Annotated in this window: 10 protein-coding genes; 3 read left to right on the plus strand and 7 right to left on the minus strand. The window is 29.3% G+C overall.

Annotation, left to right across the window (positions count from 1 at the left end; translation table 11 throughout):
• Positions 1-167: 167 nt before the first annotated feature.
• The 3 genes from EDC18_RS14640 to EDC18_RS14075 all read right to left on the minus strand — a co-directional run bounded on the left by EDC18_RS14640 (position 168) and on the right by EDC18_RS14075 (position 2,513).
• On the minus strand, positions 168-344 hold the full coding sequence (locus EDC18_RS14640; protein WP_165878602.1) for a hypothetical protein: 177 nt from the start codon (positions 342-344) through the stop codon (positions 168-170).
• Positions 345-359: 15 nt separating this feature from the next.
• Positions 360-590, minus strand: coding sequence for a DUF3892 domain-containing protein (locus tag EDC18_RS14070; RefSeq protein WP_132254179.1), 231 nt, complete (start codon positions 588-590; stop codon positions 360-362).
• A 117-nt stretch (positions 591-707) separates the two neighbouring features.
• On the minus strand, positions 708-2,513 hold the full coding sequence (locus EDC18_RS14075) for a heme NO-binding domain-containing protein (protein WP_132254180.1): 1,806 nt from the start codon (positions 2,511-2,513) through the stop codon (positions 708-710).
• A gap of 323 nt (positions 2,514-2,836) precedes the next feature.
• Between EDC18_RS14075 and EDC18_RS14080 the strand changes: the two genes are divergently transcribed.
• Entirely contained in the window at positions 2,837-3,664 is an 828-nt protein-coding gene (locus EDC18_RS14080) for an aldo/keto reductase (protein WP_132254182.1), read from the plus strand.
• A gap of 132 nt (positions 3,665-3,796) precedes the next feature.
• Here EDC18_RS14080 and EDC18_RS14085 read toward each other — a convergent pair whose 3' ends face one another.
• From EDC18_RS14085 to EDC18_RS14100, 4 genes are all read right to left on the minus strand, one after another.
• Positions 3,797-5,584, minus strand: coding sequence for an ABC transporter ATP-binding protein (locus EDC18_RS14085; RefSeq protein WP_132254184.1), 1,788 nt, complete (start codon positions 5,582-5,584; stop codon positions 3,797-3,799).
• A gap of 77 nt (positions 5,585-5,661) precedes the next feature.
• A complete protein-coding gene (locus tag EDC18_RS14090; protein WP_207669231.1) occupies positions 5,662-7,512 on the minus strand; it encodes an ABC transporter ATP-binding protein in 1,851 nt (616 codons plus the stop codon).
• 1 nt (position 7,513) lies between these two features.
• Positions 7,514-9,238 (minus strand): ABC transporter ATP-binding protein, encoded by a 1,725-nt coding sequence (locus tag EDC18_RS14095; protein WP_132254185.1) that lies wholly within the window; start codon positions 9,236-9,238, stop codon positions 7,514-7,516.
• Positions 9,239-9,280: 42 nt separating this feature from the next.
• On the minus strand, positions 9,281-9,712 hold the full coding sequence (locus tag EDC18_RS14100; RefSeq protein WP_132254187.1) for a MarR family winged helix-turn-helix transcriptional regulator: 432 nt from the start codon (positions 9,710-9,712) through the stop codon (positions 9,281-9,283).
• Between the two features lie 214 nt (positions 9,713-9,926).
• Here EDC18_RS14100 and EDC18_RS14105 point away from each other — a divergent pair, with 214 nt between their 5' ends.
• Positions 9,927-12,407, plus strand: coding sequence for an ABC transporter permease (locus EDC18_RS14105; protein WP_132254189.1), 2,481 nt, complete (start codon positions 9,927-9,929; stop codon positions 12,405-12,407).
• A gap of 13 nt (positions 12,408-12,420) precedes the next feature.
• Positions 12,421-13,092, plus strand: a complete 672-nt coding sequence (locus EDC18_RS14110) for an ABC transporter ATP-binding protein (RefSeq protein ID WP_132254191.1) — start codon at positions 12,421-12,423, stop codon at positions 13,090-13,092.
• Positions 13,093-13,759 lie beyond the last annotated feature (667 nt).

The following is a 13,759-nucleotide window of genomic DNA, read 5'->3' on the forward strand; positions in this document are numbered from 1 at the left end:
ATTAACATGTTAAAGGGAATTGAGGATAAGTGCATTATTTTTTTACAAAAAAATAATGTTGAGGTTTTTACACCCCAACATTTATTATAGAACCACATTATAAAAAGGAACTTGTAAGTAGATTGCTCTATCTTACAAGTTCCTTTTTACATCTTTTTACACTTTTTTTAAGAAATTGACTTTTTTTCTACTTTTGTCCTACTATCACTAGCATCCAATTCATTATTAAGTTCAATATAATTTAATAGCTGTGTTAATGTAAAGCTTCTTCCTGTATCTGTAATAAGTTTCGATATGGAGCCAGTGCTATCCTTTTCGATTTTCACAACATTTACTTTAGTCATTTTATCACACCTTATTTAAAAAATTGGTAACTGATCTAAATTATTACTTGTATCTGCGTCAGCATTAGATCTTAAAAACATTTTCCCACTTTTAGATTTACTAACATTGACGCCATTTATTTTATTTTCAGCAACTAGGGTTATAGCTTCTTCAACAGTATAAACTTGTCCATCATCTAACAAAACCTGAGTAATATCACCATCTGAGTTTTTTCTAACCTTTTGTACTTTTAATTTTCCGTCCATAGTAACCTCCTAATGATTCTATTCATATTATTAACTTCTCTACTAGTATTTATTCACTATATTTGTATAATTATTGTAATAATAAAAAATCAAGTCATTTCTGACTTGATTTATGTTTTATATTCTATATGTATTTAAGTCTTCTTTAAAGCTTTCAGTTATTTTTTTAAACTCAGCCACATTAGTAGATAGTTTCTTTATTTGCTCTGCATAGTTTGTAACATTGGCACTTACCTCTTCTGAAGAAGCTGAATTTTCTTCTGCGATAGCTGCTAGTGATTCTATATTCTCAAACACCTTAGATATTGAATTAGATTCTGTTTCTAATTTCCTTGCTGTTTCAAAAAGTTTATCTGAAACAACTTTTATTCTCGTATTTGCATCACTTGATGTTTCTACTGCATTAGATAGATTTGTATTCTCTTGTGAAAGAACTGAATATTGCTTATCTATATCTTCTACCATAACAGCAATATCCTTTACAAAGCCGCCTAAATAAGTATTAATGTTTTCCACTGCTTCATTAGTTTCTTCAGATAATTTTCGTACTTCTTCTGCAACAACAGCAAATCCCCTACCTGCTTCTCCTGCTCTAGCAGCTTCAATAGACGCATTAAGTGCTAATAGATTTGTTTGTTGTGATATTGATGAAACAATACCAACAATATCAGTAATATTTTCTGCATTTGATCTTAGACTTAGTCCACTTTCTTTTACTTCTCTAAATTTATCTAACACATTATTTACTTTTTTCGCAGTGAACTCTACATTTTTAAAACTATCTTCAATTTTGTTTACCGCTTCCTCTAATTCAGTTTTATTGTCTTGTTCTTCACTTGCAATTTTCTTTACTTCTTGAATATTGTTATTTAGGACATATACTGAACTTTCAGTATCCTCTGCTTGGCTAAGTGCTGCCGTAGCTAACTGCTCAACAATATCCGATATTTCATCTGATGTATTATTCATCGTAAAAGCAATATTGGATATTCTATCACTAAAGGTATTCATTTCATCAACTATACCTTTAAAACCAACAAAGTCTTTTTTAATGATATCTTTATAATTATTTATTTCATTAAATATATTTTCAAACTGATCTTTAGTTTGTAGATTTATAAGCTCAGTGTAATTGTGATCCTTTATATCTTCCAACTCTTTTATAATTGATTTTAATGGTTTACTTATTAATCGTGAAGAAATAAAAGTAAAAACAAAAGTCAATATGCCAATAGAGCCAATCAACACATTTGTATCCTTTATAACAGAGCTTAAACCAAAGCTTCCTAATAATGTCAACCCTGTAGACAAAATTGCCACTTTCACATTATAATCTTTTATAAAACCAAAAGATAAAATTTTATTAAGTACAAATTTCTTATTAAAACTTATTTGATTCTCAAATGTAAGTTTTACTTTTAGTATCTCATTAGTTTTTTCTATTTCTTGAATGATTAAATTTTCACCAAAATGTTCAGCAGCTCCCTTTAATAACCCAGTAAAATATCCAAACATTCCACGCTTAGACCTGTAGGTAAAATGTGCTTCCTTTGAAGAAATCGGTTCAATATCTAATACGGGTGGTTTTGCTCCAGGAATTCTTTGCATTACAATTTTATGTACATCATTCATAGATCTTAAAAAATGATACAAATTTTGATGCCTAAAAAAAGCTGGATAGTCATTTTGAAAAGTTTTCACATTATCTTTACCTATTGTTTCCCATAAATCAAATAATTTTAAGTTTTTTTCTTTTGCAATATAACCTATAATATTATTAACAATATCATCATTTACCTCTTCTAATGGACTAAATGTTTTATCTGTCGCCACATTTGAATGTCTAAGTGCATTGTCAACAATATCGTTGCCATATAGATTTCTACAAGTTTTGAGCCAAGTTGATACAACCGTTCCTTTCATCTATTCACCTCTTATATTTCTATGTTATTTTGAAGTTACTTTTCAAGAATACAAATACTTTAAATGCTAAACATAATAGCAAGCACTTGCACACCATAACTTTGGAAAAATTTTTATTAATTAATATTAGTAGTATAAGACATTATATTACCTCTATATTATATCAAAGTAATATAAAAGATTAAAGATATTTTTTCTTTTTTTCGACATGTTTTTATTTAACAATTATTATCTTGTAATAAGAAGCCTTTTCTTTCCATGTTTTCACAATCTATTGTTATTCAAATAATTTTATATTAAACTATTAACAAAGGAGGTTTTTTATGGAAAATATAAATGATTACTTTACCCTAAATAATGGCGTAAATATACCAAAATTAGGATTAGGAACATTCCAATCCATAGAATCTATTGGAAAAATAGCTGTTAAAGAAGCTCTTAACTTTGGTTATCGGCATATAGATACAGCAAAAGCATATGACAATGAAGCTACTATAGGGGAAGCAATACGGGAAAGCAATGTGCCAAGAGAGGAAATATTTATTGTAAGTAAAGTAAGAAATAATGATCAAGGCTATGATACAACTTTAAAAGCTTTTGATGAAACTTTAGATAAACTGGGTTTTGATTATCTAGATCTTTATTTAATACATTGGCCAAAAAGAAAATCTAAAGAAACCTGGAGAGCATTAGAAGAAATCTATAACACAGGTAAAGTTAGAGCTATAGGTTTAAGCAACTTTAAAACTCATCATATTGAAGACATTATGTCTATTGCTAAAATAACGCCCATGATTAATCAAGTTGAATACCACCTAAAACTTCAACAAGATGACTTACAAGAATTTTGTAAAAATCATAAAATTCAATTAGAGGCATATGCCCCTTTAATGCGTGGTGAAATATTAAACATCCCATTACTACAGGAATTAGCCAATAAATATAATAAAACAGTGGCTCAAATTGCATTACGTTTTATTCTACAAAAAGAAATCGTTGCTATTCCAAAATCTGTAAAACCTCATAGAATTGAGGAAAATGCTCATCTATTTGATTTCTCTATTGCAAGAGAAGATATGGATAAGTTAATCACTTTAAATGAAAACAAACGCTTTTATTCTGATCCTGATGTAAAGTACCATTCAGAATAATATTTTTCGATAGAAGTATGGGATAAACCCTTTCAACTAAGGAATGATTGAGGGTTTCCCATTAGAATATATTAAGAGAGTATCGACTTTGTCGATACTCTCAAATATTGGATGAGTTCATCCATGTTTTTACTATGCTTGAAGTCTATGCATATTGTAGAACTCTCCTTGACTATTCATTAATTCTTCATATGTACCAATTTCTATGCATTGTCCTTTTTTCATTACAACGATTCTGTCAGCATCTCTAATAGTAGAAAGCCTATGTGCAACGATAAAAGTTGTTCTGTCTTTTATCAATTCTTCCATTGCTTTTTGTACGTGAAATTCAGAAATTGTATCTAAGGCAGAGGTGGCTTCATCTAGGACAATAATTTTAGGGTTTCTTATCATTGCTCTTGCTATTGCTATTCTTTGTTTTTGTCCTCCAGATAATGTACTACCTTGTTCTCCTACAATAGTTTCTAATCCATTTGGTAACTCCCTAATAAAATTCTTAAGGTTGGATAATTCAATGACTTTATTTAATTCTTCTTCTGTTATATTAGGCAATCCATACATTATATTATCACGAATGGTTCCAGAAAAAAGTATATTATTTTGTGGGACTACTGATAAAAATTTTCTATAAGAGCGTAAATCTATTTCACTCATATCCATACCGTCTAATAATACTTTTCCTTTTGAAGGTTGATTAAATCCAACAATAAGATTTAATATGGTAGATTTTCCTGCTCCCGATTCCCCTACAAAAGCAATACATTCTCCTGCCTTTACTTCTAAATTAAAATTACTAACTACCGGTTCTTGGTTTAATAAATAATGAAAATCTACATTGTCAAAAATAAAATTACCATTTACTTCTTTCACTCTTTTTTTACCTTGATTTTTTTCAATGTCATCTACTAACAGTATTTCTGTTACAGAATCAATGGATTCAAATCCTTTTGCTATATTAGGATAGATATTAGTAATATTCGCTATTTGATTGACAATCGTAGTAAAGTACGTTTGGTATAATACAATATCACCAATAGGAATACTGCCGTTATAAGCTAGGTAAGTGGTAAACATTAAACAAACAACTGAGAAAATTTGAAAACTAACCCAACTACAGGCACCAAAATATGCTGTAATCATATCTAATTTGAAGCCTTTTTTTTCTACTTTCTCTAATTGGTTATCTATCTTACTAATTTCAACAGCTTCTAATGCATGGGCTCTTGTTATAGGAATCATTTGGACCATTTCTGATACTTTTGCTGACATATCTTCTATCTCTTTTCTAAACTCACTATTGGATGCCTTAATATTTTTCTTAAATGCAGTCATTAGAAAAACAGATAAAGGAATTAGAAATAAAAAGAAGGTAGTAACGGTTAAACTTCTAAAACTGATGATTATAATAAATATAACTATGTTGATTAAAGCGGGAATTAATGAACTAATAATATTCCTAGATAAAAATTCTATTGCCTCAACATCTCTTAATACTTTAGATTGTAATTTACCTGATTTTAATTCTTTATGATAACCAATAGACAATTGTTGTAGTTTTCTAACCAGACTACTCCTTAAGCTCATTTCAACTTGCCTTACACATAAACTTAAATGCTTCATATATAAGGCATTAAAAGGTATGTTTTGTATTAGTAAAATAATCACTATGGTAAAATTTAATGCTAATTTTCCAAAGTCTGAGTCATTAGGACTACTTACCATAGTAATAATATTTGCTGTCACAATTGGCAAAACCCAAGTTGGAGAATGCTTAACGATATAAAAACAAATTGCTAAAATAATTTTAGAAAAATTACCTTTATATAAGGATATTAAACTTTTAAATCTATTTTTATTGTTTAATGACTTATTTACAAAAAGGTCTTCAAAATACTGCTTCCTTTGCTCATCACGATTCATAGACTATCTCCTTTGCAGCAAATCTTTTTTAATAATATCTATTATATTTGAAACCATTATATCACAATTTTTTACAATTATAAATTCGATATTTCTTTTAATTTGTTAAACTGTGTCATATACAACTCATAGTAGTATTCTTTTTTATCTAATAATTCACTATGAGTTCCCTTTTCAATTATTTGACCATCATTAATGACCACAATTAAGTCTGCTTTTTGTATGGTACTTAATCTATGTGCAATAACAAAGCTTGTTCGGCCTTGCATTAATTTCATCATAGCTTCTTGAATATGAATCTCTGTTCTCGTATCCACACTACTAGTTGCTTCATCTAAAATAAGTATGGATGGATCTGACAAAATAACCCTTGCAATAGCAAGTAACTGTCTTTGACCTTGACTTAACCCTCCTCCATCTTCACCTAGTACTGTATCATACCCATCTGATAACCTAACAATAAATTGATGCGCATTGGCTAGTTTTGCAGCTTCTTCTACCTCCTCATCTGTTGCATCTAATTTTCCGTATCTAATATTTTCTTTTACAGATTCAGAGAATAAATATGTATCCTGTAGCACTATGCCTAATGAAGACCTTAAACTTCTTCTTTTAACGTCATTTATATTATAATCATCGATTTTTATTGTACCTGAATCAACATCATAGAATCTTGTAAGTAAATTAATAATGGTTGTTTTGCCTGCGCCAGTAGGACCCACCAATGCAATCATTTGTCCTGGCTCTACTTTCAAATCAACACCCTTTAAAATAGGCACACCTTTATTATATGAAAAATCCACATTACAAATATCTACTTTTCCTTTTATATTTTCTAATGGCAGTGCATTTTTAATGTCTAGTGGCTCTTCTTCCTCATCAATGACTTCAAAAACTCTTTCTGCTCCTGCAACTGCAGACAATACCATGTTAAACTCATTTGCAAGCTCGTTCACTGGTCTAGTAAATTGTTTAATATAATTAATAAAGGTTAAAATAAGTCCTACTGAAATAACATCTCTTGCAGCCAAATACCCTCCTGCACCAGCTACAATAGCAAAGCTAATATTATTTAATACATTAAGAAGTGGAAAGATTAACCCTGTATAAATCTGGGCTCTTATAGATGCATATCTAAATTTTTCATTATACACATCAAATTCCTTTAATATATGTTCTTCTCTTGCAAAAGTTTTTATTACCTTTTGCCCTGAGATACTTTCTTCAATTAATCCATTTAATTCACCTAAGCTTTTTTGTTGTTCTTTAAAAAACTTGCGTGTTCTCTTTGTTATCTGATTAGAAGAAATGATCATTAATGGGATAATGATTAAACTTATCAATGTAAGTATAGGGCTAAGCAATAACATTGCAATTATAGTTCCTACTAAAATAATAACACTTGAGAATACTTGTGTTGTACTGTTGCTTAGAGTACTACTTACGTTCTCTACATCATTGGTTAATCGACTCATTAATTCTCCATGAGGTCTACTGTCAAAATATTTAAGCGGCAATTTTTGTATTTTTCCAAATAGATCTTTTCTCATTCTAGTAACCGTTTGTTGAGATACTTCTATCATAAGTTTATTTTGCAACCAAGTAAAAAATGATGCCAAAAGATAGACTACAATCATTAATAATGATATTAATGTTAATCCCTTAAAATCCATAGGTATTATATACTCATCTACAGCTAGACCAAGTAAATAAGGACCAATAATGGTAAATAAAGAACTAAATACAATCATTATCAAAACACCTAGTAGTTTGAATTTATAATACATCATATATGTGCCTATTCTTTTTACTGTCCCCCATGTATCTTTTGCTTTTTGGGGTGCACCTAACATTCTATTCCCCATACCACCAGGTCTCATAGAGACGCCACCTTGCTTTTGGGTGTTATTACCCTCTTTATTACTCATTTTATGCCTCCTTCCCCATTTGTGATATATAAATATCCTTATAGATTTCACTTGTTTTTAATAATTCTTCGTGAGTACCTTGTGCTACAATTTCACCTTTATCTAATACAATAATTTTATCCGCATCAAGAACTGTGCTAATTCTTTGGGCAATAACAAAAGTTGTGCATTTGTTTTCTTTTCTCCTTAACGCTTCTTGAATCTTAGCTTCTGTTGCCATATCAACAGCACTAGTACTGTCATCCAATATAAGAATTTTAGGCTTTTTAACCAATGCTCTTGCTATAGAGATTCTTTGTTTTTGTCCTCCTGAAACATTAACCCCTCTTTGTCCTAGTATGGTTTCATATCCTTTAGTGAAATTTGATATAAATTCATCTGCTTGAGCAGATTGAGATGCTGTAATAATTTCATTATCATTTGCATTTTCATCTCCCCATAAAAGGTTTTCTTTAATGGTTCCAGAAAACAAAATGGATTCTTGAAGTACCATGCCAATCTGGTTTCTCAATGATTTTAATTTAAAACTTTTAATATCTTTGCCATCAATGAGTATCTTCCCTTCAGTTACATCATATAGCCTTGAAATTAAGTTCACTAATGTGCTTTTACCTGATCCTGTAGCTCCTAAAATAGCAACTGTTTCTCCACCATTAACAGAAAATGAAATGTCCTTAAGAATAGGTTCTTTATTCTCTTTAGAATACTTAAAAGTAACATTTTCAAACGCTACCATCCCTTTTTTAATAGCAGAGTCACTTGCATTTGGATTATCATGAATATCCACTTCTGTATCTAAAACTTCATTAATTCTTAGAACTGATGCCTTTGCTCTTGAAATCATTATTAGGCCAAATGCAACTCTCATTAATGCCATTAGAATACGAGTAAGATAATTAATATATGCTATAATTTGACCATCTGTCATTGTACCTTTGCTATATTCAATACCACCAATCCATAATACAGCTACGATACTTAAATTTAGTATCAACATCATTGCAGGCATTAATAATGCAACTATTTTTAAGCCTTTTACAGATGAATTCATTAAGCCCTCATTAGCCTCTTTAAATCTATTCTTTTCTAAATCTGCTCTTACAAAAGCTTTTACAACTCTTGCTCCTACTAAGTTCTCCCTCATAACCCCATTCACTTTGTCTAATTTTTGTTGTACTACTGAAAAAATAGGGAATCCTTTTTTAATTACCCATATAAAAGCCACAACTAAAGCAGGGATGGCTACTACAAAAATAATGGAAACACGGAGATTTAGTAAAGAAGCCATTAAGACGCCACCAATGCTTAATAAAACGGCTCTAAACATCATACGCATAGTGATTCTTACCATGTTTTGAACTTGTGTTACATCACTTGTTAATCTTGTAATTAAAGAAGATGTTTTAAATTTATCAATATTAGAAAAAGAAAACGACTGAACCTTTTTAAACAAGTCTCGTCTTAAATCCACAGAAAAACTCTGACTAGCATATGAGGATAAAACCGTAGAGCCAAATCCTCCTATCATACCCAAAACAGCCAAACCAATCATTATTAAACTTCTATGTAAAATATAATTAAAATCTTGATTAACAACACCTATATCTACTATGTCAGCAATGATCGCTGGTTGAATTAAATCTGCATATAACTCAACTAACATCAGTAGTATGGAAAAAATAAAGAAAATCCAATATGGCTTTATATATTTAAGTAAATTTTTCAATTTTTATACCTCCATTGTATTAACTTAAGTTCATATACACTATTATTTCTTCTCTAGGTTAGCTTTAATTCTTAATAAAAAGTCCTTATACTGTTTTTTTTCTGTCTCGGTAAAATTACCATAACACTTTTCTTCTATCTTCATAAGAGCCTCTTCTACTTCTTTTTGAATTTTCTTACCTTTTTCCGTTAAATAAACTCTTGATACCCTTTTGTCATCAACATCTGTTTTACGAGTAATCAATCCTGATTTTTCCATTCTTCCAAGAACTACAGTAATAGACGAAGGTTTTATCATAACACCATTACATAATTCTTTTTGTGTCTGACCATCTTTCTCCCATAATAAGAATAAAATGGAATGTTGACCAGGATGCATACCTAACTCAGTTAACATCGTATGAAGTTTAATATGACGCAATTTAAATACTTTAGTTAATAAATAATTTAATGATTCCTCTCTATTGTAGCTCATAACTCACGATCCTTTGATTTTATTTAGATATCTAACTATATTCTACTTATAAAAAAATCCACTGTCAATATGTTCTTATAATAACAGTATTTCTGTTAGAGAATACTTGATTATATTAAAGAATCATTAGAATTGGGTTAAAATATATTTAATCATATTGTTAACTTTCTTTTGTAATGATACAATTTAGAAAAATGAAAAAAGGAGTATAAAAATGAGATTAATATTAAAACTTACATTTGCTAATATTATAAAAAATAAGTTGCGTACATTTATGATTGTTCTATCCATTTTACTATCTACAGCTCTTATTTACTCTGTAATGAGCATAAGTGACTCTGTAGAGGATATTTTTAAAAAACAACTTACTCAAAGTGTTGGCCAATCAGAGATTATTGTAACCGGAACGACTCAGTCCAGATTTTTCTATGAAGACTTTAATAATCTCCACTATTTTGAATATGCAAGAGGTGTTGTTCAAACTTTTGGATATGCAGAAAACTTAGAAGATGAACAAATAAGGGCCATATTGTATGGATTTGATTTAGAGGATTTTAAGCTATTATATAAAGTTAACACTTTTAATGGTAATAGCGATCAAGTTTTCAGAGATAATAATGTTATTTTAGGCGAATGGACTGCTGACAAATACAATCTATCTATTGGAGATTCTTTTGATATTAATATAAATGGAACAATATACGACTTAAAAGTCTATGGTATTATGGAGGATCAACATAATATATTGTCACCTCAAGTTGGTAGAATCCAGTTGCTATTACCCAAAACATTTCTTCAAGATACTTTAGAATTAGATAATAATGTAACTACCTATTTTATAAAAACCAATGGTAATACTTCCATAGAAGAAGGAAAAATATATTTAGAAAATACATATCCTGATTATAGATTTGAAGCCTTTGATTTTGATATGGTTAGAGAGAACATGAATATGATAATCATACCCTTAATGATTTTAATCATCGTTGTATTATTAATTAGTGTTTTTATTATTTATTCTGCTTTTAAAGTTATTGCATTAGAGAGACTCCCCTTTATTGGAACACTACGAAGTATTGGTTCAACAAAAAAACAAACTTCAATTATTCTACTAACAGAAAGTATTTTTTACGGAATTATTGGTGGGGTTCTAGGGGGCATTTTAGGTATATTTATACTAAAAATAGTTGATAGTCAAATAATGGGCATTTCGAGTATGGATAAGGGTAACCCGTTAAACATTCATCTACTAAATATGATTATAGCTATTTTTATTGCAATATTATTATCTTTGTTAAGCGGTGCCCTTCCTATTCTAAAAATGATTGGACGTTCTATTAAAGATATAATGCTAAATATTATCAATACTGAGAAGAAATTAAATTCTAAAAAAGCAATATTGGGCCTTATTCTCATTATATGTGCTTTTTTACTGTTTAATTATGCACCTACTCATTTAGCTACTTTACTTACAATCCTTGGTATTATTATGTTGCCTATTGGTGCTGCTTTTATAATACCTTTTATTATATTATTTTTATGCAATATTATAAATACATTAGATAACCTAATGCCCTCCGATACTTCTAAACTTGCACTTACAAATATTAAAAACGATAAAACCATTCACAGTAGTATTGTTTTGATGGGCATTGGCTTAGGGGTTATTTTATTAATCAATACCCTTGTTTCTTCTGTACTTATTGAAGTTATTGATATATTTAATAATGTTCAGTCTGATATATATCTAGAAAAGAGTTTTGATAGTGAAGCATTTGATTCTAAATTATCTAGCATAAAGGGTATAGAAAAAATTGATAAATCCTATAGCATAAATAATATTACCTCCTCTAATAGCGATACTATTATTGGCTATTTATATGGTGTTGATGATGAATATTTCAGTTCTGCTTGGTCTATGGATTTAGGTAACTCCAAAGATGAAATACTATATGATTTAAAAAATTCTCAAGGAATCATTATTACCTCATTTATTGCTAATAAATATAATCTCTCACTAAACCAGACTCTAGCATTAAACTTAGAAGGATTCATAAAAGAATATTCTATTATCGGTATAATTGATACCCTTTTTAATAATGGGCAAGTTTCTTTTATTCATAAGGATAATTTTCTAGAAGATATTACAAACCATTATAGTGCAACTTATTTTATTAAAACTAATATGCCTTCAGATGAAGTTGTTACATCAATAAGAACCCAGTTTTCAACTGAACCTTTCTTTATAGCAACTTTTGATGAGATGAAAGAAATGAACATAAGAAATAATAATGCTCTTTTTGGTTTAATGAAAGGTATCTCTTTTATTGCTATGGCAATAGGTATTGTAGGTATATTTAATAATTATATGATTAGCTTTTTAAGCAGAAAAAGATTTCTTGCTGTATTAAGATCCATGGGGCTCTCAAAAAATAAAATGTTAAGAATGCTAATAAAAGAATCTCTATTATGTGGGGTTATTGGATCTATCTCAGGTATAAGTATTGGAGTATTGTTTTTGCAATCATTAAAATATGTATTATATATCATAAACATTCCTCCTATATTACATTACTCTCAGCAAGAATTTATTATTATATTGGTTTCAGGTATTATAATTTCAATAATATCTGCTGTCTTACCAATTTTTAAAACTAAGAAAATGAGTATCATAGAAAACTTAAAATATGAATAGGGAGGATATTATAATGAAGCAGGTTATAACGATAAAAAATGTAAGAAAAGAATATCAAAATGGCGGTGTTAATACAGAGGTTATTAAAGGCGTTAGTTTAGACATAAATAAAGGAGAATTTGTATCAATTATGGGTCCCTCTGGATCAGGGAAAAGCACTTTGCTTTATTTAATGGGCGGTCTTGAGAATTGTACTGAAGGTACTATTGAAATCAATGGGAAACCTATAGAAAAAATGAATGATACTGATGAGAGTAAAATGAGAAGAAAAGACATTGGTTTCGTATTTCAGTTTTTTAATTTAATACCTCATTTGACAGTAGAGGAAAACATAATATTACCTATTATTATTGATGGAGGTAAACCGAAAAAATACAAAGACCAATTAGATAAGTTACTGAATTTAGTTGGATTAACAGATAAAAGACATAGCAAACCTAGCCAGCTCTCTGGTGGTCAACAACAAAGGGTTGCCATTGCAAGAGCCCTTATCAATGATCCAGAAATCATATTGGCAGATGAACCTATTGGCAATTTAGATAGCAAAACTGGAGAAACAATCATGAATTTGTTTAGAAGGATTAATTTAGAAGAAGGTAAAACTATCATTCAAGTTACCCATTCAGAGGAATCAGCAGCATATGGTAATCGGATTGTTAACGTTTTAGATGGGCTATTGGTTTAAGCCATCCATCCTATGTATAAAGGAATAAAATGTTTTTATAAGATCGACGCATTATAAAAAAGGGCTAAGCCCCTTTCTAAAGATGATTTCTAAATTGTTTAGGAGTCATCTTTTTTAATCCCTATTGGCATCTATCATTATTATAAATAAGGGTGTATTTTATACCCTCATATACTCAACATTTTGATTAGATTAATTGTGTATTATTACTTTGGATCTTTTACGCATTTTTTTATTGACATTTACTTTAAGCACTTAATTCCAATTATGGCTACAAAATATAATTATTTTGTTGTAGTAGTGGTTAGAATTATAACTGTTTCCTCATAAGAACAAAGTCACTTCATCAGTCTAAAAAATATTAGAAAAATACTGCACTCTTTAATCAACTTGTTACTTTATAGGAAATAGACTTTTTGTATAAACAAAAAAAGATTAAGAGAATACTCTTAACCTTTTTTTATATACATTGAAAACTACATACTGAGAAGAAGTTTGTAACGGTTCATTCTAATGTTTTGGACATATGCTTATAAGTCTTATAAAGACTGATACGCATCTGCCAATTTTATGGTTTAGTTGCTTTAATCAAAGATTAAAGCAATCATAATTAGATTAAGACCTCGACCTATTAGTATTGGTCAGCTAAATGTGTTACCACACTTAC

Origin of the sequence: Natranaerovirga pectinivora (genome assembly GCF_004342165.1) — a bacterium.
Lineage (GTDB): Bacteria > Bacillota > Clostridia > Lachnospirales > DSM-24629 > Natranaerovirga > Natranaerovirga pectinivora.